This is a genomic window from Clostridium sp. MCC345 (assembly GCF_018785345.1).
GTDB classification, from domain to species: domain Bacteria; phylum Bacillota; class Clostridia; order Lachnospirales; family Anaerotignaceae; genus Anaerotignum_A; species Anaerotignum_A faecicola.
This window is the reverse complement of the sequence record NZ_WQPP01000009.1, coordinates 118,327-142,760: the sequence shown is the minus strand read 5'-3', so window position 1 is coordinate 142,760 and position 24,434 is coordinate 118,327. Positions and strand designations below refer to the sequence as shown.

At 48.4% G+C, this 24,434-nt stretch carries 21 protein-coding genes and 1 riboswitch; of the genes, 11 read left to right on the top strand and 10 right to left on the bottom strand.

Annotated elements, in window-relative coordinates; all coding sequences use genetic code 11:
* Positions 1 to 47: 47 nt before the first annotated feature.
* The 7 genes from GPK49_RS02555 to purE form a co-directional block, all read right to left on the bottom strand.
* A complete protein-coding gene (locus GPK49_RS02555; RefSeq protein ID WP_215676634.1) occupies positions 48 to 3,740 on the bottom strand; it encodes a phosphoribosylformylglycinamidine synthase in 3,693 nt (1,230 codons plus the stop codon).
* A gap of 1 nt (position 3,741) precedes the next feature.
* Positions 3,742 to 5,004: a phosphoribosylamine--glycine ligase gene (purD, locus tag GPK49_RS02550; RefSeq protein WP_016408493.1), complete on the bottom strand. Its 1,263-nt coding sequence runs from the start codon at positions 5,002 to 5,004 to the stop codon at positions 3,742 to 3,744.
* Positions 5,005 to 5,036: 32 nt separating this feature from the next.
* A complete protein-coding gene (locus GPK49_RS02545) occupies positions 5,037 to 6,221 on the bottom strand; it encodes a phosphoribosylaminoimidazolecarboxamide formyltransferase (protein WP_016408494.1) in 1,185 nt (394 codons plus the stop codon).
* Positions 6,222 to 6,261: 40 nt separating this feature from the next.
* Positions 6,262 to 6,981 carry an IMP cyclohydrolase gene (locus GPK49_RS02540; protein WP_215676716.1) on the bottom strand — a complete coding sequence of 240 codons (720 nt, stop codon included), beginning with the start codon at positions 6,979 to 6,981 and terminating at the stop codon, positions 6,262 to 6,264.
* Between the two features lie 5 nt (positions 6,982 to 6,986).
* Positions 6,987 to 7,595, bottom strand: coding sequence for a phosphoribosylglycinamide formyltransferase (gene purN / locus GPK49_RS02535; RefSeq protein WP_288672457.1), 609 nt, complete (start codon positions 7,593 to 7,595; stop codon positions 6,987 to 6,989).
* Entirely contained in the window at positions 7,588 to 8,625 is a 1,038-nt protein-coding gene (gene purM, locus GPK49_RS02530) for a phosphoribosylformylglycinamidine cyclo-ligase (RefSeq protein ID WP_215676632.1), read from the bottom strand. The genes purN and purM overlap by 8 nt, the downstream gene beginning before the upstream one ends.
* Before the next feature lie 62 nt (positions 8,626 to 8,687).
* Positions 8,688 to 9,182, bottom strand: coding sequence for a 5-(carboxyamino)imidazole ribonucleotide mutase (gene purE, locus GPK49_RS02525; RefSeq protein ID WP_215676631.1), 495 nt, complete (start codon positions 9,180 to 9,182; stop codon positions 8,688 to 8,690).
* A gap of 99 nt (positions 9,183 to 9,281) precedes the next feature.
* Positions 9,282 to 9,389, bottom strand: a riboswitch (ZMP/ZTP riboswitch).
* A gap of 187 nt (positions 9,390 to 9,576) precedes the next feature.
* On the opposite strand from purE, the gene GPK49_RS02520 reads away from it, so the two are divergent.
* The 8 genes from GPK49_RS02520 (at position 9,577) to GPK49_RS02485 (ending at position 18,450) form a co-directional block, all read left to right on the top strand.
* Entirely contained in the window at positions 9,577 to 10,845 is a 1,269-nt protein-coding gene (locus GPK49_RS02520) for a dihydroorotase (RefSeq protein WP_016408499.1), read from the top strand.
* Positions 10,846 to 10,935: 90 nt separating this feature from the next.
* The gene (gene carB, locus GPK49_RS02515; RefSeq protein WP_215676630.1) at positions 10,936 to 14,109 is read left to right on the top strand and encodes a carbamoyl-phosphate synthase large subunit; all 3,174 of its coding nucleotides are present in this window, start codon (positions 10,936 to 10,938) and stop codon (positions 14,107 to 14,109) included.
* A gap of 12 nt (positions 14,110 to 14,121) precedes the next feature.
* A complete protein-coding gene (locus tag GPK49_RS02510) occupies positions 14,122 to 14,856 on the top strand; it encodes a dihydroorotate dehydrogenase electron transfer subunit (RefSeq protein ID WP_288690599.1) in 735 nt (244 codons plus the stop codon).
* Positions 14,850 to 15,764 (top strand): dihydroorotate dehydrogenase, encoded by a 915-nt coding sequence (locus tag GPK49_RS02505; RefSeq protein ID WP_215676629.1) that lies wholly within the window; start codon positions 14,850 to 14,852, stop codon positions 15,762 to 15,764. The genes GPK49_RS02510 and GPK49_RS02505 overlap by 7 nt, the downstream gene beginning before the upstream one ends.
* Positions 15,761 to 16,477 (top strand): orotidine-5'-phosphate decarboxylase, encoded by a 717-nt coding sequence (gene pyrF, locus GPK49_RS02500; RefSeq protein ID WP_016408503.1) that lies wholly within the window; start codon positions 15,761 to 15,763, stop codon positions 16,475 to 16,477. Before GPK49_RS02505 ends, pyrF begins: the two co-directional genes overlap by 4 nt.
* On the top strand, positions 16,474 to 17,112 hold the full coding sequence (pyrE, locus tag GPK49_RS02495; protein ID WP_016408504.1) for an orotate phosphoribosyltransferase: 639 nt from the start codon (positions 16,474 to 16,476) through the stop codon (positions 17,110 to 17,112). Before pyrF ends, pyrE begins: the two co-directional genes overlap by 4 nt.
* A 2-nt stretch (positions 17,113 to 17,114) precedes the next feature.
* Positions 17,115 to 18,026 (top strand): aspartate carbamoyltransferase, encoded by a 912-nt coding sequence (pyrB, locus tag GPK49_RS02490; protein WP_016408505.1) that lies wholly within the window; start codon positions 17,115 to 17,117, stop codon positions 18,024 to 18,026.
* 1 nt (position 18,027) lies between these two features.
* Positions 18,028 to 18,450: an aspartate carbamoyltransferase regulatory subunit gene (locus GPK49_RS02485; RefSeq protein WP_016408506.1), complete on the top strand. Its 423-nt coding sequence runs from the start codon at positions 18,028 to 18,030 to the stop codon at positions 18,448 to 18,450.
* Positions 18,451 to 18,516: 66 nt separating this feature from the next.
* Here GPK49_RS02485 and GPK49_RS02480 read toward each other — a convergent pair whose 3' ends face one another.
* On the bottom strand, positions 18,517 to 18,789 hold the full coding sequence (locus GPK49_RS02480; RefSeq protein ID WP_016408507.1) for a hypothetical protein: 273 nt from the start codon (positions 18,787 to 18,789) through the stop codon (positions 18,517 to 18,519).
* A 138-nt stretch (positions 18,790 to 18,927) separates the two neighbouring features.
* On the opposite strand from GPK49_RS02480, the gene GPK49_RS02475 reads away from it, so the two are divergent.
* Positions 18,928 to 20,169, top strand: coding sequence for a hypothetical protein (locus GPK49_RS02475; RefSeq protein ID WP_215676628.1), 1,242 nt, complete (start codon positions 18,928 to 18,930; stop codon positions 20,167 to 20,169).
* 61 nt (positions 20,170 to 20,230) lie between these two features.
* Here the strand turns inward: GPK49_RS02475 and GPK49_RS02470 are convergent, their stop codons facing one another.
* Positions 20,231 to 20,878, bottom strand: coding sequence for a cysteine hydrolase (locus tag GPK49_RS02470; RefSeq protein ID WP_215676627.1), 648 nt, complete (start codon positions 20,876 to 20,878; stop codon positions 20,231 to 20,233).
* A gap of 146 nt (positions 20,879 to 21,024) precedes the next feature.
* On the opposite strand from GPK49_RS02470, the gene GPK49_RS02465 reads away from it, so the two are divergent.
* Together GPK49_RS02465 and GPK49_RS02460 are read left to right on the top strand one after the other, a co-directional pair.
* Positions 21,025 to 21,771, top strand: coding sequence for an ABC transporter ATP-binding protein (locus GPK49_RS02465; protein WP_016408510.1), 747 nt, complete (start codon positions 21,025 to 21,027; stop codon positions 21,769 to 21,771).
* Positions 21,761 to 22,573 carry an ABC transporter permease gene (locus tag GPK49_RS02460; protein ID WP_016408511.1) on the top strand — a complete coding sequence of 271 codons (813 nt, stop codon included), beginning with the start codon at positions 21,761 to 21,763 and terminating at the stop codon, positions 22,571 to 22,573. The genes GPK49_RS02465 and GPK49_RS02460 overlap by 11 nt, the downstream gene beginning before the upstream one ends.
* Positions 22,574 to 22,768: 195 nt before the next feature.
* On the opposite strand, the gene GPK49_RS02455 is transcribed toward GPK49_RS02460, so the two are convergent.
* On the bottom strand, positions 22,769 to 24,283 hold the full coding sequence (locus GPK49_RS02455; RefSeq protein ID WP_215676625.1) for an ATP-binding protein: 1,515 nt from the start codon (positions 24,281 to 24,283) through the stop codon (positions 22,769 to 22,771).
* Positions 24,284 to 24,434 lie beyond the last annotated feature (151 nt).

Genomic DNA, 24,434 nt, shown 5'->3' with positions numbered 1-24,434 from the left:
GCCGACAAAGTCGGCACTTTCATCTTTTCTTCTATTTTCAAAAGCGATTATTTGAAATATTCTACCATGGATTTAAACAGCTTCATATCGTAATTGCCTGCCACGTTCTGATACAGACCATCACCGATACGTTCTGCATGCCCCATCTTGCCCAGAACACGACCATCGGGAGAAATCAGACCCTCGATGGCATAGGTAGAGCCATTGGGGTTAAACTGGATATCGTTGGTAGGCAGACCGTTTTCGTCTACATACTGTGTCAAAATCTGACCCTTCGCCGCCAAATCCTGCACCAGCTGATCTGCAGCCAGAATACGCCCTTCGCCGTGGGAGATAGGTACGCTGAAGATATCCCCAGCTTTTACATTTGTCAGCCAAGGAGATTTTTCTGTTGCCACTCTCACACGAACAATTTTAGACTGGTGTCTGCTGATTGTGTTATAGGACAATGTCGGGCAGGTTTCATCAGTATCAATGATTTCGCCGTAAGGCACCAAGCCAAGCTTAATCAGTGCCTGGAAGCCGTTACAAATACCAATCATCAAGCCATCCTTCTCCTTCAGGTGTGCTGTGACAGCCTCCTTGATTTCGGGGTTACGGAAGAATGCTGTGATGAACTTACCGGAGCCATCGGGTTCATCGCCGCCGGAGAAGCCACCGGGAATGAAGATGGTCTGTGCCTGCTTCACTTCCTTGGCAAAGCGGTCAATGGAATCTGCAATGCCTGCTGCGGAAAGGTTGTTGATGACAAAGATATTTGCCTCTGCACCTGCACGCTCCACTGCCTTTGCGGAATCAAATTCGCAGTTTGTGCCGGGGAATACGGGAATCAGAACACGAGGCTTCGCAACTGCCGCCTTTGCGTGGTAGGAAGTACCCTCTGCCTTTGCAGTGAATGTGGGAATTTCCTTCTTTTCCTCTGCCGCTGTGTGCATAGGATAGATTTCCTCCAGTTTATTTTCATAAGCTGCAAAGATTTCCTCCAGAGCAATGCTTTCGCCGCCGCAGACGATTGCCTTGCCGCCTGTTGTACCAAGCAGTGTGCCAACCTCTGCATCGCCTGTCAGCTCCAGAACAAATGCACCGTAGTGATAGCCGAAGATATCCTCCTTGCTTACATCGCCTGCATAGGTAAAGCCGATATCATTACCCATTGTCATTTTCAAAATTGCTTCCGCTACGCCGCCATAGGTCGGGGTATAAGCTGCGGCAACCTTGCCCTCTCTCATCAGACCTGTTACCACATCAAAGAGCTTTTTCAGGCTCTCTGTTGTAGGCAGACCCTCTTTATCATATTCGGGCTTCAGCAGAACAACCTGATGCCCTTCGCCCTTGAATTCGGGAGAAATGATGTTTTTGATGCTGTCTGTTGTTACTGCGAAGGAAACCAATGTAGGAGGTACATCAATATGCTCAAAGGTACCGCTCATAGAGTCCTTGCCGCCGATTGCCGCAATTTCCAGACCCTTCTGTGCCATGAATGCGCCCAACAGCGCCACCAGAGGCTTGCCCCAACGCTTGCCATCCTTCATGGGCTTTTCAAAATATTCCTGGAAGGAAAGATAAACATCCTCAAATTTTGCACCTGTTGCCACCAGCTTTGCAACAGATTCCACAACTGCCAGATATGCACTGTGATAAGGGCTGTTTTCCGCAATGAAGGGGTTATAGCCCCATGCCATCAGAGAGCAGGTGGTGGTATCCTTCTTTTCAACGGATACCTTATTTACCATAGCCTGAATGGGTGTTTTCTGATTTTTACCGCCGAAGGGCATCAGAACTGTGCCTGCGCCGATGGTGGAGTCGAAGCGTTCGGAAAGCCCTCTCTTGGAGCATACGTTCAAATCCTGCGCCAATGCCAGATATCCCTTCTTGAAATCTGTGGGAATTTCCTTTGCAAAAGGCTTGGGTGCATCGGGTGTAATATCGATATGCTTTTCTGCGCCGTTGGAATCCAAGAATGCACGGGAGATATTTACAATCTCCTTGCCATTCCAGTGCATCACCAGATAAGGCTTTTCTGTTACCTTCGCAACAACGGTTGCTTCGAGGTTTTCTGCATAAGCCAGCTCTTTGAAACGCGCAACATCCTCTGCCGCAACAACAACAGCCATTCTTTCCTGAGATTCGGAAATTGCAAGCTCTGTACCATCCAAACCATCGTATTTCTTGGGAACTGCATTCAAATCAATTTCCAGACCATCCGCCAATTCGCCGATAGCAACGGAAACGCCACCAGCACCAAAGTCGTTACAACGCTTAATCAGCTTAGATGCTTCGGGGTTGCGGAACAGTCTCTGTAATTTTCTTTCTTCGGGGGCGTTACCCTTCTGTACCTCTGCGCCACAGCTTTCCAGAGATTCCAGTGTATGGGATTTAGAGGAGCCGGTTGCGCCGCCACAGCCGTCACGCCCTGTTCTGCCACCCAACAGAATAACGATATCGCTGTCAATCGGGCGTTCTCTGCGTACATTTTCCGCAGGTGCTGCCGCGATTACTGCGCCGATTTCCATTCTCTTTGCCACATAGCCTTCGTGATAGAGTTCATCTACCTGTCCTGTTGCCAGACCAATCTGGTTGCCGTAGGAGCTATAGCCTGCTGCCGCAGTTGTCACGATTTTTCTCTGGGGCAGCTTGCCGCGCAGTGTTTCGGAAACGGGTGTCAAGGGGTTGCCTGCACCTGTCACGCGCATTGCGGCATATACATAGGAACGACCGCTCAGAGGGTCACGAATGGCACCGCCTACACAGGTAGCCGCGCCGCCAAAGGGTTCGATTTCTGTGGGATGGTTATGGGTTTCATTTTTAAACAGCAGCAGCCATTTTTCTGTTTTGCCTTCTACGTCTACATCAATTTTCACGGTGCAGGCATTGATTTCCTCGGATTCATCCAGCTTATCCAGCTTGCCTTCCTTTTTCAGGAATTTTGCTACAATCGTACCCATATCCATCAGATTGATGGGCTTTGTTCTGCCGATGGCTTCTCTGGTTGCCAGATATTCGTTATATGCCGCCTGCAGGGTCGCATCCTCAAATTTGATGCTGTCGATGGTTGTCTGGAAAGTAGTATGACGGCAGTGGTCAGACCAATAGGTATCAATCATCTTGATTTCCGTAATGGTAGGGTCTCTCTGCTCGCTCAGGAAATACTTCTGGCAAACCTTGATATCATCCAAATCCATCGCCAGACCCATATCCTTGATATAAGCCGCTAATGCCGCTTCATCCATTTCACAGAAGCCCTCCACGGTAGCAACCTCTGTAGGGATTTCATATTTCACATCCAGTGTATCAAACGCGTCCAGAGATGCTTCTCTGGATTCTACGGGGTTGATGAGGTATTTCTTAATCTCCTCAACATCCTCCCTGCTCAGATTGCCATACAGTACATAAACCTTTGCGGTCTTAATCAAAGGTCTTTCCTGCTTGGAAATAATCTGAATACATTCCGCTGCGGAATTTGCTCTCTGGTCAAACTGACCCGGCAGATATTCTACCGCAAACACAGCCGCACCATCCGTAGGGATTTCTTCTCTCAAATCATCCAGCTGCGGTTCGGAGAATACCGTTTTTGTGCAGTAATCAAATAAATCCTTATCCAGCTGCTCTGCATCATAGCGGTTCAGCAGGCGCAGCCCTGTCAGCCCCTTGATGCCTAACAGATTGACAATATCATTTCTCAGGGCATCTGCTTCGGCAGTCAGACCCTGCTTTTTTTCAACATAGATTCTATAAACCATTTCATACCTCCGCCGCAAGGGCTTTTTTCCCAATATCGTTTCTATAGAAAGCGTTATCGAATTTCACTGTTTTTACAGCTTCATAGGATTTTGCGATTGCTTCAGGCAAGGTGTCCGCAATTTCCGTAACACCAAGCACACGACCGCCGTTTGTCAGCAGCTTGCCGCCCTCTTTCTTTGCGCCTGCAACAAAAATCAGCTGATCCTTTTCGGGCAATGTGATGGGGAAGCCTTTTTCATAGCTCTGGGGATAGCCTGCGGATGCCATGATGACACAACAAGCCGCCTTATCGCTGAATTTTACCTCAACATCAGCCAGCTTTTCAGCCGCAACTGCCTGCATGATGGTCAGCAAATCGCTTTCCAGCAGGGGCAGAACCACCTGTGTTTCGGGATCGCCGAAGCGGCAGTTATATTCAATTACCTTGGGGCCGGCAGGTGTAATCATCAGACCGAAGAACAGGCAGCCCTTAAAGGTGCGCCCTTCCTTGTTCATCGCTTCCATAGTCGGTACGAAAATCTTTTCCATACATTCCTTTGCTACAGCCTCAGTATAGAAGGGGTTGGGTGCAATCGTCCCCATGCCGCCGGTATTCAGACCCTTATCACCATCCAATGCTCTCTTATGATCCATTGCGGAAACCATAGGAACCATGGTTTTCCCGTCTGTGAAGGCAAGAACGGAAACCTCGGGACCTGTCATAAATTCTTCGATTACGACATGGTCGCCGCTTGCGCCGAACACCTTATCCGCCATCATGGAGCGCACCGCATCCTGTGCCTGCTCCTTTGTTTCTGCAATGATAACGCCTTTACCCAGTGCCAGACCATCCGCCTTCACAACGGTCGGCAGAGGTGCGGTTTCGAGATAAGCCAACGCCTTTTCCATATCATCAAACACTTCATACGCCGCTGTGGGGATGCCGTATTTTTTCATCAGATTTTTGGAGAACACCTTGCTGCCCTCCAGAATTGCCGCCTTTTTATCAGGCCCGAAGCAAGGAATACCGATTGCGTTCAGCGCATCCACCATACCCAGAACCAAAGGATCATCCGGTGCAACAACAGCAAAATCAATGCCCTTTTCCTTTGCGAAGGCAACCACGCCTTCCACATCCTTCGCCGCAATATCTACGCAGGTCGCGTCCTTAGCAATGCCGCCGTTGCCGGGCAGTGCATACAGCTCCGTTACCTGTGGATTTTCTTTGATTTTCTTAATGATGGCATGCTCTCTGCCGCCACCGCCAACTACCATAATTTTCATTTTTCGCAAGCTCCTTTCCAATCTTTTCTTAATCAGTGATGGAACAATCTCATGCCTGTGAATGCCATTGCCATGCCGAATCTGTTGCAGGTTTCAATTACATTATCATCACGAATGGAGCCGCCGGGCTCTGCAATATAGCTAACGCCGCTCTTTGCCGCACGTTCAATATTGTCACCGAAGGGGAAGAATGCATCGGAGCCAAGTGCCACACCCTTGATTGTAGAAAGATATGCCTTCTTTTCTTCCTTTGTCAAAGGCTCGGGCTTTTCAGAGAACAATGTCTGCCATGTACCCTCAGCCAGAACATCCTCATAATCATCGGAGATATAAATATCGATGGTGTTATCTCTATCGGGGCGGCCTACGGTGGGCAGGAAAGGCAGATTGAGAACCTTTTCATGCTGTCTCAGATGCCAGATGTCAGCTTTGTTGCCTGCCAGTCTGGTGCAGTGGATTCTGGACTGCTGCCCTGCACCAACGCCGATTGCCTGTCCGTCCTTTGCGAAGCAAACGGAGTTGGACTGTGTATATTTCAGTGTAATCAATGCGATAATGAGGTCGCGCTTTGCTTCCTCAGGCAGGTTCTTGTTTTCTGTTACTACATTTTCCAGAAGAGCCTTATTGATGGCAAAGTTATTTCTGCCCTGCTCAAAGGTAATGCCAAAAACCTGTTTCTTTTCCTGCACCGCAGGCACATAGGCAGGGTCGATTTTTACGATATTATAGTTGCCCTTTTTCTTTGTTTTCAGAATTTCCAGTGCTTCCTCTGTATAGCCGGGCGCAATGATACCATCGGAAACCTCTCTTTTAATCAGCTTTGCGGTTGTTGCATCGCAGACATCGCTGAGCGCAATCCAGTCACCGAAGGAGGACATTCTGTCTGTCCCTCTTGCTCTTGCATAAGCCAATGCCAGAGGGGAATCATCCAGACCCTCGATATCATCCACGAAGCAGGCTTTTTTCAGCGCATCACTCATGGGTGTGCCGACTGCCGCAGAGGTAGGGCTTACATGCTTGAAGGAGGTTGCCGCAGGCATACCCAGTGCTTCCTTGATTTCCTTTACCAGCTGCCAGCTGTTGAATGCGTCCAGAAAGTTGATGTAGCCGGGTCTGCCGCAGAGGATTTCGATGGGCAGATCGCTGCCGTCCTCCATAAAGATTTTTGCAGGCTTCTGGTTTGGATTACAGCCATATTTCAATTCAAATTCTTTCATTTGCCAAAAACTCCTTTCTTCCCTGTTCTGCCAACAATGCTTACGCATTTTTGTTAATCATTCTATTTTCAACCGCACCTGTTTTCAGGTCTGTGAAGCGTACATAGATGGAAATTTTGTTCTGCTCATTCAGATTTTCCCAGATTTCCTTTGTCCATGCATCAATATCGTTGGGGATGCTTGCACGTTCAGGCTCGCCTGTAAAGGTGGGCAGAGGGCTGCCGTCACCCATATAGGTATGCAGGAAATACCCTACGCCGGCGATTGCCTTATAGGAATAGGTGAATCTGTTGCAGGCTGTCCCTGCTTCATCCGCACTCTTTAAAATGCTCATTTTATATGTAAAATCGTTTTCCGCAAAGGTCAGCATACCGCTGATTCTGGGTGTCCAGTTCGGTGCATCGGGTTCAAATTCTCTGGTTTCCAGTGCATCCTCAAAGGATTTGCCCGCAACAACAAAATCACGGATGGTATCTGTCTGGTCGCCGTTTGTCACAATCAGCTTGCCATCCAGCTTACGGATGGGTGCGTAGATAATCAGAGAAGGGTCTTCCACCTTGGATGCATCGAAGGGATAAATCATAACATCCTCGCCCTCCTCCTTGAAGATGCGGTTGCGGCTGTTATCGCTGCGCCCCATGATGAAATAAGCCACTGCCGCCTTTGTGCCATCCTCTGTTTTGCCGATGACAATGCCGCGACCCACATAGCTGTTATCCTTTACCAAGTCCTTCATGGTATCCTTTTTATATACATTCATGCTTTTTACTGTCCTTTCTGCAGTCTTGCTGCCACCATTTCCACTGCCTTCGGCAGAAGAATCCATTCCGCCTGCTCCATGACTCTTCTTTGCAGTACCTCAGGGGTATCCCCTTCTTCGATTTCCACTGCCTTCTGCAAAATGATTTCGCCGCCGTCGGGAATTTCATTTACATAATGCACCGTTGCACCCGTCACCTTTACGCCGTACGCCAGTGCCGCCTCGTGCACATGCAGTCCATAGAAGCCCTTGCCGCAGAAGGAAGGAATCAGAGAGGGATGCACATTGACGATACGCTTGGGGTATGCAGCTGTGAAGTTTTCGCTGAGGATGGACATAAAGCCTGCCAGAACAATCATATCAATGCTGTTTTCCGCAAGAACCGCCTTCACGGCTTCCTCATACGCAAGCTGTGTTTCAAATTCCTTGCGCTTTACCACAACAGAAGGGATATTGTTTTCTGCCGCTCTTGTCAGTGCATAGGCCTTATCGTTGCTCGCCAGCACCAATGCGATTTCGCCGCTGGGGATTTCTCCTCTTTTTGCCGCATCGATCAATGCCTGTAAGTTTGTGCCGCCGCCGGAAACGAATACGGCAATCCTTGTCTTAGACAATGACAACACCTTCCTCGGAGGCGATGATTTCGCCCATAATATACGCATCCTCGCCGTTTGCCTTCAGGATTTTCAGCGCCTTTTCCGCATCCTCCTTAGCAACAACCACACTCATGCCAACGCCCATATTGAAGGTATTATACATATCTCTTTCGGGGATATTGCCTGTTTCCATAATCAAATCAAAGATGGGGGGTGTTTTCAGGCTTGCCTTATTGATTTTCGCACCAAAGCCCTTGGGGATAGATCTGGGAATATTTTCATAGAAGCCGCCGCCTGTGATATGGGAAACCGCCTTTACCTTCACTTCTTCGAACAGCGCCAGCATAGGTTTTACATAAATCTTTGTGGGTGCAAGCAGTGCTTCACCGATGGATTTGCCGCCCAGTCTTTCCAGAGGTGTTTTGATATCCGCATTTTCTACATCCAGCACACGACGCACCAGAGAGAAGCCGTTGGAATGTACACCGCTGGAGGGCAGAGCCAGAATGACATCGCCTTCCCGGATAGTCTTATTATTCAAAATTTTATCCTTGTCAACAACGCCCACGGAGAAGCCTGCCAGATCGTATTCATCCTCGGGATAGAAGCCGGGCATTTCCGCTGTTTCGCCGCCAATCAGTGCCGCGCCGGACTGCACACAGCCTTCTGCCACGCCGCTTACGATGGAGGCAATCTTTTCGGGGAAGTTCTTGCCGACTGCGATATAGTCTAAGAAGAACAGGGGCTTTGCGCCAACACAAATGATATCATTTACGCACATAGCCACGCAGTCAATCCCTACGGTATCATGCTTATCCATCAGGAATGCCAGCTTCAGCTTTGTACCAACGCCGTCTGTACCGCTGACCAGTACGGGTTTTGTGATACCTGTCATATCCAATTCAAACAGGCCGCCGAAGCCACCGATATCGCCCATAACCCCTGCGGACATGGTTTTTGCGATATGCTCCTTCATCAGCTCCACCGCTTTATACCCTGCTGTAATATCTACACCTGCTGCTTTATAGCTTTCACTATGGCTTTTCATTCTTTTTCTCCTCTCGCTTTGTCCTTATATTTTTTATAATTTTTTATATATAATATAATAACTTATTTTGCGTATTTTTCTTCCAGTGCCTTATTCTTTGCCAGAACCTTTTCGGCTGCTTCCTTTCTTGCATTGTCCAGCTTTTCTGCCAGAGTCGCATCCTCTACAGCCAAAATCTGGATTGCCAGAAGCGCTGCGTTTTCCGCACCGTCAATGGCTACGGTCGCAACAGGAAGTCCCCCCGGCATCTGTACGGTGGAAAGCAGGGCATCCAATCCATCCAATGTAGAGGATTTGATAGGAATACCGATTACAGGAAGGGTTGTATTTGCCGCCATGGCACCTGCCAGATGCGCCGCCTTTCCTGCTGCCGCAATGATGGCACCAAAGCCATTTGCCCTTGCGCCCTTTGCAAATTCGCTTGCCTCTACAGGCGTTCTGTGTGCAGAATAAACGTGCGCCTCAAAGGGAACACCGAATTTCTCCAGAGTTGCCATCGCTTTTTCCACTACAGGCAGATCGCTGTCACTGCCCATAACGATACCAATTTTCTTCATGGGTTACCTCCTCAAAAAATCTAAAACATCCTGTCTTTTTTCCCTACGGAACAAACAGAAAAAGGCAGTCCGATTCCGCATTACTTCCGTATTACAGAAACAGACTGCCCAGACGGTCGACAAAAAGCAGTTCTGCACTGCTTAATTTTCTTAAGTCCTTTGCTCCCCTGTGGTTGCCCACCTGTTCCGTCAGTTGCAAAAAACCGCATAAATTTACAAATTTAGTCTAACACAACGAAATTGCAGTGTCAACAAATTCCCAAAACACTTTCTCTTGTAACGGAAAATTCCGAAAAAACTATATCTTGACACTACTATTCCTTTATGATATAGTATTGAAGATTTAGATAAAAATAAGTTTGGAACCAAGTTAGCGACGAAAGGAGAGAAGACAGTGGACTATATTCTAGCGAATGCAACTGTATTTGTTCATGGCAAATTCATGAAATCCAACGTATTTATCGCCAACGGTATGATTCACGAAATTTCCAACCGCACACCTCAGGCAGATTGTTCCGTTTATGATTTAAACGGCTGCTTTGTTTTTCCCGGTTTTATTGATGTTCATGTGCATCTGAGAGAGCCGGGCTTTTTTTATAAGGAGACCATCAAAAGCGGCAGCCTTGCGGCGGCACATGGCGGCTATACGGCGGTCTGCGCCATGCCGAACCTGAACCCCGTCCCTGATTGTCGGGAAAATCTGGAGGTGCAGCTAAAGGCAATCCGCGAAACCGCCTGCATTCAGGTTGTCCCCTACGGCACGATTACGGTAGGTGAAAAGGGCGAGGAATTGGCGGCGTATGACGAAATCGTCAACGATGTCTGCGCCTTTTCTGATGACGGGCGTGGTGTGCAAAATGATGAAATCATGCGTGAAGCAATGAAAAAAATCAGCACTTACAACAAAATTGTTGCCGCGCACTGCGAGGATAATTCCCTGCTTGCGGGCGGCTATATTCATAAGGGCGAATATGCACAGGCACACGGGCATCGGGGTATCTGCTCCGAAAGCGAATGGAAGCAGATTGAGAGAGATTTGCAGCTGGTAAAGGAAACCGGCGTGAAATACCATGTCTGCCACATCTCCACGAAGGAAAGCGTGGCACTCATCCGCAAGGCAAGGGCAGAGGGGTTGGATGTGACCTGCGAAACCGCGCCGCATTATCTGACCATGAATGATTCCATGCTACAGGAGGACGGACGTTTTAAAATGAATCCCCCCATCCGCAGCGAGGAGGACAGAGAAGCACTGATTGCCGGTATTCTCGATGGCACGATTGGTATGATTGCGACAGACCACGCTCCCCACTCCGCAGAGGAAAAGAGCAGAGGTCTGGAAAAGAGCCTGATGGGTGTAGTCGGTCTGGAAACTGCCTTCCCCATTCTGTATACCAAGCTGGTGAAAACAGGCGTACTTTCTCTGGAAAAGCTCATCGAGCTGATGCACACCAATCCCAGAAACCGCTTCTGTGTCGGCACACCTCTGGAAGAAGGACAGCCTGCAAGCCTGACGGTTTACGATTTGGATAAGGAATACACCATCAACCCAGATGACTTCCTGAGCATGGGCAGAGCAACGCCCTTCGCAGGAGAAAAGGTTTTTGGTGCCTGCAGGCTGACAATGTATCATGGCAGCATTGCATGGAAGGATGAAACACTGTAAAATAGAAACAGATAGAAATAGCTATATAAATGAAATAGCTATATAATAGGTATAAACAGGTAAAAAGAACATGAGGAGGAACAAAACATTATGCCAAAGAGAACAGACTTAAAGAAAATTCTGATTATCGGCTCCGGCCCCATTGTAATCGGTCAGGCGGCAGAGTTTGACTATGCAGGCACACAGGCGTGTCTGGCTTTGAAGGAAGAAGGCTACGAGGTTGTGTTGGTAAACTCCAACCCCGCAACCATCATGACAGATACCACCATTGCGGATAAGGTTTATATGGAACCTCTGACTCTGGAATATGTTGCAAAAATCCTGCGTTACGAAAGACCTGATGCCATTGTTCCCGGTATCGGCGGACAGACAGGGCTGAATTTGGCAATGCAGCTTGAGAAAAAAGGCATTTTGAAGGAATGTCAGGTAGAACTTCTGGGGACTCCTATCGATAGCATCGAACGTGCGGAGGACCGTGAGCTGTTTAAGGAAATGTGCCAATCCATCGGTGAGCCCGTTATCCCCTCTCAGATTACTTATTCCGTAGAAGAAGCTATCACAGCGGCAAATGAAATCGGTTATCCCGTTGTGCTGCGTCCTGCCTTCACACTGGGCGGCACAGGCGGCGGCTTTGCCAATAACGAAGCTGAACTGGTGGAAATCATGAAGCATGCGCTGAAGCTTTCCCCTGTGCATCAGGTTCTGGTAGAAAAGAGCGTAAAGGGCTATAAGGAAATCGAATTCGAGGTTATGCGTGACGGTACCGACCATGCCATCACCATCTGCGGTATGGAAAACATCGACCCCGTTGGTGTGCATACAGGCGACTCCATCGTTGTAGCACCCATCCTCACACTGAATGACCATGATTTCACCATGCTGCGTGATTCTGCACTGAAAATCATCAAGGAATTGAAAATCGAAGGCGGCTGCAATGTGCAGTTCGCACTGAACCCCAATTCCTCCGAATATTACTTAATCGAGGTAAACCCCCGCGTTTCCCGTTCCTCTGCACTGGCATCCAAGGCAAGCGGCTACCCCATCGCAAGAGTTACCGCAAAAATTGCTGTCGGCATGACATTGGATGAAATCAAGCTGGGCGAAACAACCGCAAACTACGAGCCTGCATTGGATTACATCGTGGCAAAAATGCCCCGCTTCCCCTTCGATAAATTTGCAACTGCCGCAAATACGCTTTCCACACAGATGAAGGCAACCGGCGAGGTTATGGGTATCGGACGTACACTGGAGGAATGTCTGCTGAAATCCATTCGTTCCTTGGAAATCGGCGTTTGCCATCTGTATATGCCGAAATTCGACACCATGTCCAACGAGGATATGCTGAGCTATATTGCAACAAGCCCCGATGACCGCATTTATGCCATCGCACAGCTGATTCGCAATGGCGTTTCTCTGCATGAAATCTTCAAGGCAACCATGATTACGGAATATTTCCTGGAATCCTTCAAGAAGATTGTCGATTACGAAACCACTCTGGCAGAAAATGTCGGCAATAAGGAAATTCTGACAACGGCAAAGAAAATGGGCTTTTCCGACCAGTATATCGCAAAGCTGTGGAAGCAGGATGAGGTTGCAGTTTATAATCTGAGAAAGGAAATGAACCTGTTCCCCGTTTATAAAATGATTGAAACAAGCGGCTGCGGCGGCTACATCCCCTACTTCTACTCCACCTATGAGAAGGAAAACGATTCTCGTATCAGTGATAAGAAGAAGATTATCGTGCTTGGCTCCGGCCCCATCCGTATCGGGCAGGGTGTCGAATTCGACTACTCCACTGTACACGCGGTAACCACCATCAAGAAGTTCGGCTATGAATCCATCATCATCAACAACAACCCCGAAACCGTTTCCACAGACTACACCACAAGTGATAAGCTGTACTTTGAACCTCTGACGGTTGAGGATGTTATGAACGTGGTAGAGCTGGAGCAGCCTCTGGGTGTAATTGCATCTCTCGGCGGGCAGACTGCCATCAACCTTGCAGAGCCTCTGATGAAACGCGGCGTAACCATCATCGGTACAGACGTTGCGGCAATCGAAAAGGCAGAAAACAGAGATTCCTTTGAGCATATCATGACTCAGCTTGGCATCCCTCAGCCCAAGGGACAGGCTGTTACCAATATCGAGGCAGGCGTAAAGGCTGCGGCAGAAATCGGCTATCCCGTTCTGGTTCGCCCCTCCTATGTTCTGGGCGGACGTGCCATGCAGATTGTTGCGGATGAAAATCAGCTGAGAACCTATCTGAAAACAGCTGTAGCGATTAACGAGGATCAGCCTGTTCTGGTTGATAAATATATTCAGGGTAAGGAATTGGAAGTAGACGCTGTTTGCGACGGCTATGATGTATTTGTACCCGGCATTATGGAGCATGTAGAACGTACAGGGGTTCACTCCGGCGACTCTATCTCCGTATACCCCACCTTCTCCGTATCCAACAAGGCTAAGGGCAAAATTCTGGAATATACAAAGAAGCTTGGTCTGGGTATCGGCATCATCGGTCTGTTCAATATCCAGTTCATCGTAGATAAAGAGGATAACGTATATGTTATCGAGGTAAACCCTCGTTCCTCCAGAACGGTTCCCTTCCTTTCCAAAGCAACAGGCTATTCTCTGGCGGATATCGCAACACTGGTTATCCTTGGCAAAACACTGAAGGAACAGGGCATCTTCGGTCTGTATCCCGATGAAAAGCAGAGATGGTATGTAAAGGTTCCCGCCTTCTCCTTCTCCAAGCTGCATGGCATGGATACCTACCTCTCCCCCGAAATGAAATCCACAGGGGAGGCCATCGGCTATGATAATAAGCTGAACAGAGCGCTGTATAAGGCTTTGCAGGCATCCGGCATGAATATCCAGAACTATGGTACGGTTCTGGCAACCATTGCGGATAAGGATAAGGAAGAAGCACTGCCCCTCATTCGCCGTTTCTACGAGCTGGGCTTCAATATTGAAGCAACAAAGGGTACTGCCGATTTCCTGAAGGAACACGGCATTCGTACCAGAACAAGAAAGAAACTGTCCGACGGCAGTGAGGAAATTTTTGATTCCATCCGTCAGGGCTATGTAAGCTATGTTATTAACACAAGAGATATTCATTCTGCGGCAAGCAACAGCGATGGGCAGGAAATCCGCCAGTGTGCCGTTGAAAATAATGTAACTGTTTTCACAGCACTGGATACCGTTCGCGTGCTTTTGGATGTTCTGGAAGAAACCACTCTGGGTATTTCCACGATTGATGCGTAAGGAGGTTCTCTCTTGAAACAATCTGTTTTTACAATACAAAGCAATGAAAGGCTGACCGAAAGCGTCTGTAAAATGGTTCTGGCAGGGGATACCTCTGCCATTACCGCCGCAGGTCAGTTTGTAAATATTCAATTAAAAGGCTTTTTTCTGCGCCGCCCCATTTCCGTCTGTGATTATGACGAAAATACACTGACGATTCTTTATAAAATCGTCGGCAAAGGCACAGAGGCCATGAGCAAAATGAAAGCCCCCCATAAGCTGGACATTCTGACAGGCTTAGGCAATGGCTACGATACCTCCAAGAGCGGAGACAAGCCCCTGCTGATTGGCGGTGGCGTAGGCGTTCCCCCGATGTATCGTCTGGCAAAAAATCTGCTTGCGGAGGGGAAAAAGCCCATCGTCATTCTCGGCTTTAATACAAAGGATGAAATCTTCTATGCAGAAGAATTTAAAGCACTGGGCGCAGAGGTGCATATCGCAACGGCAGACGGCTCTGTCGGCACAAAGGGCTTCGTTACGGATGTGGTGAAAACCATTCCCGATTACACCTATTTCTATACCTGCGGTCCCGAACCCATGCTGAAAGCCCTTTCCGCTGCCACCAAAACAAGCGGTCAGCTCAGCTTTGAAGAACGCATGGGCTGCGGCTTTGGTGCCTGCATGGGCTGCTCCTGCAAAACAAAATACGGCAATAAGCGCATCTGCAAGGATGGCCCCGTTCTGGTAAAGGAGGAAATTATATGGTAAACACAAAGGTGACACTCAGCGGCATCACGCTGGATAACCCCGTCATTCCTGCCAGCGGTACCTTCGGCTACGGCTATGAATTTGCAGAGCTTTACGATATCAATATTCTCGGCACCTTCTCTTTTAAGGGAACAACAAGGGAGCCGCGCTTTGGCAACCCCACCCCCCGTATCGCGGAATGTACCGCAGGAATGATTAACTCTGTCGGTCTGCAGAACCCCGGCGTGGAAAAGGTTATTTCCGAAGAGCTGCCTAAGCTAAAAAAATGCTTTCATAAGCCTGTCATTGCCAATGTCAGCGGCTTTTCCATCGAGGAATACGCAGAAACCTGTGCTTTATTAGATAAGGAACCGCAGGTCGGGATTCTGGAGGTCAATGTATCCTGCCCGAATGTACATCATGGCGGCATGAGCTTTGGCACAGACCCTGCGGCGGCGGCAGCTGTTACTAAGGCAGTCAAGGCAGTTACCGCAAAGCCTGTCTATATCAAGCTGACCCCTAACGTAACCGATATTGTTTCCATTGCAAAGGCGTGCGAGGAAGCCGGTGCAGATGGGATTGCTCTCATCAATACCATGATGGGTATGCGCATTGATTTAAAAACCCAAAAGCCCGTCATTGCCAATAAAATGGGCGGCTTTTCCGGCAGTGCTATCTTCCCTGTTGCTGTTCGCATGGTCTATCAGGTGGCTGAGGCAGTCGACATTCCTGTGATTGGCATGGGCGGCGTTTCCTCTGCGGAGGATGTCATTGAAATGATGCTTGCCGGCGCAACTGCCGTAGAAATCGGTGCGGCAAATCTGGTTGACCCCTTCATCTGCAAAAAAATCATCGAGGATTTGCCTCGTGTTATGGAAAAATACAATATCAAGGATTTAAACGACATCATTGGAGGTGCCCATAAATGAGTAAGGATGTAATCATTGCCTGCGATTTTAACAGCAAGGCAGATTTGATGACATTTTTAGATAAATTTGAAAACGAAGACAGAAAGCCTTTCTTAAAGGTCGGCATGGAGCTGTTCTATGCGGAAGGCCCTGCCATCGTAAAGGAAATCAAGGCAAGAGGACATAAGATTTTCTTGGATCTCAAGCTGCATGATATCCCCAATACCGTAAAAAAAGCCATGGCGGTTCTCTCTGCTCTGGATGTAGATATCTGCAACCTGCATGCGGCAGGCACAGCGGCTATGATGGAGGCAGCTCTGGAAGGCTTGACAAGAGCGGATGGCACACGTCCCCTGCTCATTGCCGTAACACAGCTGACCTCTACCAGCGAGGAACGAATGCAGAAAGACCTTCTGATTGACCGCCCTCTGGATGAGGTTGTTATGCACTATGCAAAAAATGCGAAGGATGCCGGTCTGGATGGCGTTGTCTGCTCCCCTCTGGAGGCAGGTAAGGTAAAAGCAGTCTGCGGCGATGCCTTCCTTACCGTAACCCCCGGCGTACGCTTTGCTGATGGCGAGATTGGCGATCAGGTGCGTGTGACAACACCCGCAAAGGCAAGAGAGCTTGGCTCTGATTACATCGTGGTCGGCAGACCTATCACACAGGCGGCTGACCCCGTTCAGGCATATCACAGATGTATTCGCGAATTTTTAGGAGGAGAAGTAGAATGAATATCAAAGAACAGATTGCAAAAGACCTGCTGTCCATCGGTGCAGTTTTCCTGCGCCCCGAAGACCCCTTCACATGGGCAAGCGGCATCAAAAGCCCCATTTACTGCGATAACAGACTGACGCTGACCTCTGTAGAGGTAAGAAATCATGTAGAAAATGCTCTGGCAGAAACCATCAAAAGAGAATACCCCGATGCCGAGGTACTGATGGGTACCTCCACCGCAGGCATTGCCCATGCTGCCATCACAGCACATCTGCTTGACCTGCCCATGGGATATGTTCGCTCCGGCGCAAAGGATCATGGCAGACATAACCAGATTGAAGGCAGACTGGAAAAGGGACAGAAGGTTGTTGTTGTAGAAGACCTGATTTCTACTGCAGGCAGCTGTATCGAGGTTGTAAACGTGCTGCGTGAAGCAGGCGCAGAGGTTCTGGGTGTTGTCAGCATCTTCACCTATGGCCTGCAGAAGGGTCTGGACAGACTGGCAGAAGCAAATGTAAAAAATGTAAGCCTTTCCAATTTTGATGCTGTGGCAGAGGTTGCCGCAAAGGAAGGCTATATCAAGGAATCCGACATCGCACGTCTGCTGAAATTCCGCAGTAACCCGAGCGATGAAAGCTGGAGGGAGATGTAAGCATGAGAAGCCTCATTGATATTATAGACCTAACGGTAGAAGAAATCGATGATTTGATTGCCACCGCCAATGATATCATTGCAAGTCCCGATAAATATGCAGAAAAGTGCCACCGCAAAAAACTGGCGACGCTCTTTTTTGAGCCTTCCACCCGTACACGTTTGAGCTTTGAAGCGGCTATGCTAGAGCTTGGCGGCAGTGTGATTGGCTTCTCCGGTGCAAGCAACAGCTCCGCCTCCAAGGGCGAAAGCGTTTCCGATACGGTGCGTGTGGTTGGCTGCTATGCCGATATCATCGCCATGCGCCACCCCAAAGAAGGCGCACCTATGATTGCATCCATGCGCTCTCCGGTGCCTATCATCAATGCCGGGGACGGCGGACATAACCACCCCACCCAGACTCTGGCTGACCTCTTGACGATTCAGCGGGAAAAGGGCTCCTTTGAAAACCTGACCATCGGGATGTGTGGTGACCTGAAATTCGGCAGAACCGTACATTCTCTGATTCATGCCATGCGCCGTTATAAAGGTGTAAAATTCATCCTGATTTCTCCTGAGGAGCTGAAGGTTCCGGAATACATCATTCAGGAATTAGACCATGAGGGCATCCCCTATGAGGAAACCACAAGCCTTGAGGATGCAATGCCCTCTCTGGATATTCTCTATATGACAAGGGTACAGCAGGAACGCTTCTTCAACGAAGCGGACTATGTCCGTCTGAAGGACAGCTATATTCTGAATCCGGATAAGCTGGAAACCGCAAAAAAGGATCTCTGCATCATGCACCCCCTGCCCCGTGTCAATGAAATCTCCGTTGCAGTGGATGATGACCCCAGAGCCTGCTATTTCAAGCAGGTGCTGAACGGCAAATATATTCGCATGGCTTTGATTCTGAAATTACTGGAGGTGGCGTAACATGATGAAGGTAACCGCAGTGAATAACGGTGTGGTCATTGACCATATCACCGCAGGCAAATGTATGAAGCTGTATCAGTTTCTGGATTTAGACCACGTTGATGCAACCATTGCGCTGATTAAAAATGCGCCCAGCCAGAAAATGGGCAAAAAGGATATCATTAAAATTGATACCGAGCTGGAACTGGATTTGGATGCGCTGGGCTATATTGACCCCAACGTAACCATCAATATCGTAAAGGACGGCGTTTGTGTGAAAAAGGTACATCCGCAGCTGCCCGAACGGCTGACGAATATCATCCAGTGCAAAAACCCTCGCTGCATCACCTCTGTGGAGCAGGAGATTCCCCATATCTTCAAGCTGACAGACAGGGAAAAGGGCGAATATCGCTGCATTTACTGCGAATCCAAGGCAAAAAATTAACCTAAGTCGAAATCAGGATTTCGACTTGTTTAAAAAAGGGTATCGACACAGTCGATACCCTTTTTCTCATTCTTCTATTTTATCTTCTATTTTATTCTGTTCCTTTTGCAGCTTATTCCGCTGAAGCCCATAAATCACCAATAAAATAATCCCTAGAAATCGACCGCCTCTGCCAAGCAGCAGAAAAACGATCGGCAGAATCATTCCCTTCCACCATTCCTCTTTTTGGGCAAGCCGCCATTCCAGATAGCAGATTGCAGCATAAATCAGAAGCATCACCAGAATGATTGCACATACATAAAGTGTACCGGACATCCGAAATGTATCTAACATGCTCATAAAAATCCCCCTTTCTGCCTTTCCTATCTCAAACATACCATAGTTTCCACAAAAAAGCAATTCTTTCCCCGTTTTCTTTATGATACATTTCCCTTTCCCTGCATAAACTGTTATGAAAAACCTATAGGGAGCGTTTCCATGCAGAATCCGTATGTAAAATATCTGAAAACGAAGAATGGCTATTTCTATCTTTTTTATTATGAACACGGCAATATTTTCTGTCGCAGCTTTTCCCATGACGGCTGGACAGTGCCGCAGAAAATCGCGGAGAAAGCCTCTCCTGTTTTTTCCGTCTGCCAATATGAAGCTATCACCTATCTGCTCTATTCCGGCGGCGAAGGGCAGCTTTATCTGGCATCCTCTGCCGATTTTGCCAACTGGGAGCATCGCCCCCTGCGAAACGGCACCTCCCCCACCGACCGCACAAGGTTTTTCCTTCTGCCAAGCAAGGAGGCCTTCCATATTATTTACCACCTGCCGACAGAAGCAACCGGCGTGGATTCCCTTGTTTACAGCGTCTTTCGCAATGGGCAATGGGAAAAGCCCTATCAGATTGACCGCTTCCTGTCGTTGAAGCAAACACCCTTCCTCGCCAGACGGCTGAGTGATGCGCATATCATCTTGTATTACCGCACCGGCAGAAACGTCCTCAGCGCAAGAGAAATGCTCTTGACCCCCTATACCATCGGCAGTGTCACGCCGCTGATTCAGACCCCCACCCCTTGCACCGACCTCTCCATCATCAACGATACCGAAAGAATCCATATTCTCTATATTGTCCGCAATATGTTCCGCACGCAGGTGGTCTATCAATATAAGCATACCGCCGCTATCAGCACGCCGCGCATCCTCTGGGAGGATACGAACTGCGAAAACTGCCTTGCCTATCAGGAAAACGGCAGACTGATTCTCATGTGGACAGCAAACGGACAGCCATTTCGCTGTATTTCCGAAAACGGCGGTGCCTCCTTCGGCGCGGTGGAGCGCTATATGGAAAAATTCCCTGCCTACTGCATAAAAGGCGAGCTGCTCGGCACAAATGATGCAGCACTGAACGCGGCGGAGTGCTATGGCAACGGACAGCATGGCTTTCTGCCTGCGGTGTTTGCCCCCTCTCCCCTGCCCGAAGCACCAAAGGCGGCAAAGCAGGCGGAGGAAGATGACTATTCCAAGGCATACACCGCGTTACAGGCATCCCATAAAAAGCAGATAGAGGAATTTTCCGTTCTTCTGGAGCAAAGAAGTGATGAAATTGCCGCTGTCAATGCCCGTTGGAAGACACAGCTTGAAAAAATGGAGCAGGAGCTTTCTGCTCTCCGCATGGAAAATGCGCAGCTGCGGCAATCCTCCCTTCCGGAACAAGCCGAGAAGGAATCCTGATTTTTTGCATACAAAAAGCCCTCCCTACGTTTTTTGTAGTCGAAGGCTTTTTTTATCTTTCTTATTCGGGTGCCGTTTCGTCCTGCTGTACCCTTCTCTGAATTTCTCCTGCAAAATCCGCTACTGCAAAGACATCTGTGCAGAAGGTATCGGAATCCGTAATCACTGCGCCAACCCTTGCCATATCCTCCATATTCACGCGCTGAATCTCCGCCGTATTGGAGGAACAGCAATCCTCAATGATGAGAATATTATAATCCAGAGAAAGCCCGTCATAGCAAGAGGTACGGATGCAGTTCGGGGTGGTTGTTCCTGTCAGAATCACAGTTTTCACGCCCAGACGGCGCAGAATTAAATCCAGCTCTGTCTGGAAAAAAGCGGAAAAACGAGGCTTTATAATTGTATAATCCCCCTTCTGCGGTGTAAATTCCGCAGGCACCTCGATAGATAACGCACCCGTGCTGTTGGGTGCAAGGTAACGATTGCCGCCAAGCCAGCTGTCATAGCGTGTAAATTCCACATCACTGCCGTTTCTGCGATAAATGCGGTTCACAAAGAATACCTGAATCCCTCTTTCTCTCGCCTTGCGAATCACCCTGCCGCAGGCAGGCACGCTTTTTGCCGCCTCCTGAATACACAGAGGAGATTCCTTGCTGATAAATGCATTCTCCATATCAATCACAACCAGAGCTGTTGTTTTCCAATCCATATTTATTTCTCCTTTCACATTGTTCTTTCGGAAATACTACCATATTTTTCTCTCTGCGGCTACCCCTTCTTTTTTCTGAGAAATGCACCATTTGTCCCCTTTGCAATATATTGAAAGTATCAAACTCTGCAAAGGAGGTCCTTTCCATGAACCCCATTGTTTCTCTGGAGGATGTCAGCCTCCGCTACCACAGCATCGGCGGAGAAACCTCTGCTGTGTCTCATCTGAGCCTTTCCGTCCAAGCGGGCGAATTTATATCCATTGTCGGACCTTCGGGCTGCGGCAAATCCACAATTCTTTCCATGCTGGCAGGGCAGCTTGCCCCTTCCGAAGGGAGCATTTACATCGGCGGCACGATTGGCTACATGCTCCAGAAGGATTATCTCCTGCAATGGCGGAGCATCCGTTCCAATGCCCTGCTCGGCTTGGAAATCCAGAAAAAGCTGACCCCCGAAAACATCGCCTATGTTGATACCCTGCTTACGCAATATGGTCTCGGCGATTTCAAAAACAGCCTGCCCAACCAGCTTTCAGGCGGTATGCGCCAACGCGCGGCACTCATCCGCACACTTGCTGTTCGTCCCGATATTCTCCTTCTGGATGAGCCGTTTTCCGCACTGGATTATCAGACAAGGCTTTCCGTTTCGGATGAAATCGGTACGATTATCCGCGAGGAAGGAAAAACCGCCATCCTCGTCACGCATGATATTTCCGAAGCCATCAGCCTTTCCGACCGCGTGGTGGTGCTCTCCAAGCGTCCTGCAAGCCTGAAAAAAATCTTCCCCATTCAGTTCTCCACCAAAAACCATACCCCCATGCAGGCGAGAGAAGCCCCTGAATTCAAGGATTATTTCAATGCCATCTGGAAGGAGTTGGATGTTCATGTTTCATGAAAAAGAACACATTTCCAAGGAGCAGACGGCGTATCTGCGCCGCACACAAAAAAGAAAAGCCGCTGTCTGGCTTTTGCAGGTGCTTTTGCTTATTCTGTTTTTCCTTCTTTGGGAAATTGCCGCAGACTGCGGTTGGATTGACCCCTTCCTTTTTAGCCAGCCGACAGAATTATTCGCAACAGCCGTTAAAATGATTCGGGACGGCTCTCTTTTCCTGCATATCGGCACAACGCTCCGAGAAACGGTAATCGGCTTTCTTCTGGGGACAATTCTCGGCACGCTGACGGCGGTGCTGCTCTGGTGGAATCGCTTCATTTCCGATGTAGCAGAGCCATATCTCGTGGTTCTCAATTCTCTGCCGAAAACAGCACTTGCTCCCATCATCATCGTCTGGTTCGGGAATAATCAATCCTCTATCATCATCGTTGCCCTGCTCACCTCGATTGTAGTGACGATTCTTTCCGTACTGAATGGCTTCTTGCAGGTGGATGAGGACCAGATTAAGCTGATTCGCATTTTCGGCGGCACAAAACGACAGGTGCTCACAAAGGTCGTTTTCCCTGCGAATATTCCCTGCATCCTCAATGCGCTGAAAATCAATGTCGGGCTTTCCTTTGTCGGGGTCATTGTCGGGGAATTTCTTGTCGCACAGGATGGTCTGGGCTTTTTGATTGTCTATTCCTCGCAGACCTTCGCCATGCGCGTAGTGCTTCTTTCGGTTGTCATTCTGGCAATCCTCTCCGCCCTAATGTATCGCGCCATTTCCCTTCTGGAAAAACAGTTTCATAAATGGCAGGGATAAAAAATGGTGTGTCCCGATAAGAAACCGTGTATTCTGAAATGCTGAAAGCTACGGCTACTGCATCAGCTTCCCCTGACAGCCTAAGCCAAAGGATGCCTGTGGGAAACCTCACTGTATCCGCAGTGCTTTCGCTATTTCATTTTCCTCCTGTTTTCTAGTCGGGACACACCCAAACATACTTCTTATTTTTTTATTTTATACGCACTGCAAGGGGCAATCTGCCTTTTCGCAATAGCGTTCCAAAACAGCAATCAATTCTTCCCACACTAGCGGCTTCGGCAAATATGCCGTCATGCCTGCCGCCTTGATTTTTTCGATATCGCCCGGAAAAATACCTGCTGTTACCGCAAAAATCGGAATTTGTTCGGCATCCGGCCGATTCAGACTGCGGATGCGTCTGGTCGCAGTCAGCCCATCCATCTCCGGCATCATTACATCCATCAGAATGATATCAAAGCTGTTTTCGGGCGCATTCTTGAAAAGCTCCAATGCGGCTTTTCCGTTTTCTGCCTTGGTGACAACCGCACCTGCCTCCGTCAGTATATATTCCGCAATTTCAAGATTCAGCGTATTATCATCTGCCAAAAGGATATTCACACCAGAAAGACTTGCTAATTTCTTCTGCTGCGCTGCCACCTTCGGCTTTTCAAACGGCAGCTCCAGCGTAAAAGTGGAACCCTTATGCAGTTGGCTTTCCGCCGTGATGGTTCCGCCCATGCGGTCAACCAAGCCCTTTACGATTGCCATACCCAAGCCGCTGCCCTGATATTTTGTGCGCGCACTTTCCTTTTCCTGCGTAAAAGGCTCAAATAGCTGCGTATCAATGAATTCCTGCGACATTCCCTCGCCGGTATCACTGATTCTGATTTGAAAAACCACCTGCGTCTCTGTTTCGCGCAGAAGCGTAATTTGGGTCGCAACCAAGCCGCCTGCCTGCGTATAGCGAATGGCATTGGTGTAAAGATTGAAAAGGATTTTCTTGATATGATAGGGGCTGCCAATCAGCTCCTGCTCACATGCCGCCTGCACCTGAAAGGAGAACTCCAGACCGTTGTCCGGAAAAAGATTTCTGCTGTTTTCCATCGTTTCTCTGCAAAGTGCCACAAGCCGAAACGGAATCTTCTCCATCTGTATATTACCGGACTGCATCTCATTCATATCCAGCACATTATTCGCAAGGGAAAGCAATGCCGATGCAGATTTCTCTATCTTTTCTACATTTTCCAGTACCTTTGCAGTATCCGCAGGGTTGCTTTCGATGATGTGTGCCATTCCCAGAATCCCATTGATGGGCGTGCGAATATCATGCGACATATTGTGCAGAATCTGCGCGCGTGCTGCCGCAATCTTCCCTTCTGCCTCCAGCTTGGAAATCTCCTGTATCGCATTTTTATTTCTCTGCTGTAAATGTCCGATGACACAGATATTGGCAATCAAGCCTAACAGAACAACGATTAGCTTATCTCTGTTGATTGGTTCAAAATAAATCCAACTATGGTCTATGGAAAAAAAGAACATAGAATAAAGCAAGGTCAGGATGCCGCACAGCGTCCCCACAAGATAGCCACACTGCACCAGAACCGCCGATAAAAACACAAATAATATAATATTGGGATTGGGAATGTTGAATCTATACACAGCTGCACACAGCAAAAGCTGTATTGCACACAATAATACACATTCCCTCCCCCTGCTTAAGCTCTTTTTCATCTTTATTACCCCTTTTTAAAATGTAAAAAGCTGTTCGCACAGGATTTTATTTTAATCTCTGTTACTCACAATTTGCACCATAATACAGTACAATTATACTGGTTTTTTGCACATTTTTCCAGTATAAATTGTTCTTTTTTTTAAACATTAT

Bases quoted from the DNA above. Each gene is read 5' to 3' on its own strand.
- GPK49_RS02555 (WP_215676634.1), bottom strand. From the start codon at position 3,740: ATGGTTTATAGAATCTATGTTGAAAAAAAGCAGGGTCTGACTGCCGAA.
- purD (WP_016408493.1), bottom strand. From the start codon at position 5,004: ATGAAAATTATGGTAGTTGGCGGTGGCGGCAGAGAGCATGCCATCATT.
- GPK49_RS02545 (WP_016408494.1), bottom strand. From the start codon at position 6,221: ATGAAAGAATTTGAATTGAAATATGGCTGTAATCCAAACCAGAAGCCT.
- GPK49_RS02540 (WP_215676716.1), bottom strand. From the start codon at position 6,981: ATGAATGTATATAAAAAGGATACCATGAAGGACTTGGTAAAGGATAAC.
- purM (WP_215676632.1), bottom strand. From the start codon at position 8,625: ATGAAAAGCCATAGTGAAAGCTATAAAGCAGCAGGTGTAGATATTACA.
- purE (WP_215676631.1), bottom strand. From the start codon at position 9,182: ATGAAGAAAATTGGTATCGTTATGGGCAGTGACAGCGATCTGCCTGTA.
- carB (WP_215676630.1), top strand. From the start codon at position 10,936: ATGCCAAAGAGAACAGACTTAAAGAAAATTCTGATTATCGGCTCCGGC.
- GPK49_RS02505 (WP_215676629.1), top strand. From the start codon at position 14,850: ATGGTAAACACAAAGGTGACACTCAGCGGCATCACGCTGGATAACCCC.
- pyrF (WP_016408503.1), top strand. From the start codon at position 15,761: ATGAGTAAGGATGTAATCATTGCCTGCGATTTTAACAGCAAGGCAGAT.
- pyrE (WP_016408504.1), top strand. From the start codon at position 16,474: ATGAATATCAAAGAACAGATTGCAAAAGACCTGCTGTCCATCGGTGCA.
- pyrB (WP_016408505.1), top strand. From the start codon at position 17,115: ATGAGAAGCCTCATTGATATTATAGACCTAACGGTAGAAGAAATCGAT.
- GPK49_RS02485 (WP_016408506.1), top strand. From the start codon at position 18,028: ATGATGAAGGTAACCGCAGTGAATAACGGTGTGGTCATTGACCATATC.
- GPK49_RS02480 (WP_016408507.1), bottom strand. From the start codon at position 18,789: ATGAGCATGTTAGATACATTTCGGATGTCCGGTACACTTTATGTATGT.
- GPK49_RS02475 (WP_215676628.1), top strand. From the start codon at position 18,928: ATGCAGAATCCGTATGTAAAATATCTGAAAACGAAGAATGGCTATTTC.
- GPK49_RS02470 (WP_215676627.1), bottom strand. From the start codon at position 20,878: ATGGATTGGAAAACAACAGCTCTGGTTGTGATTGATATGGAGAATGCA.
- GPK49_RS02465 (WP_016408510.1), top strand. From the start codon at position 21,025: ATGAACCCCATTGTTTCTCTGGAGGATGTCAGCCTCCGCTACCACAGC.
- GPK49_RS02460 (WP_016408511.1), top strand. From the start codon at position 21,761: ATGTTTCATGAAAAAGAACACATTTCCAAGGAGCAGACGGCGTATCTG.
- GPK49_RS02455 (WP_215676625.1), bottom strand. From the start codon at position 24,283: ATGAAAAAGAGCTTAAGCAGGGGGAGGGAATGTGTATTATTGTGTGCA.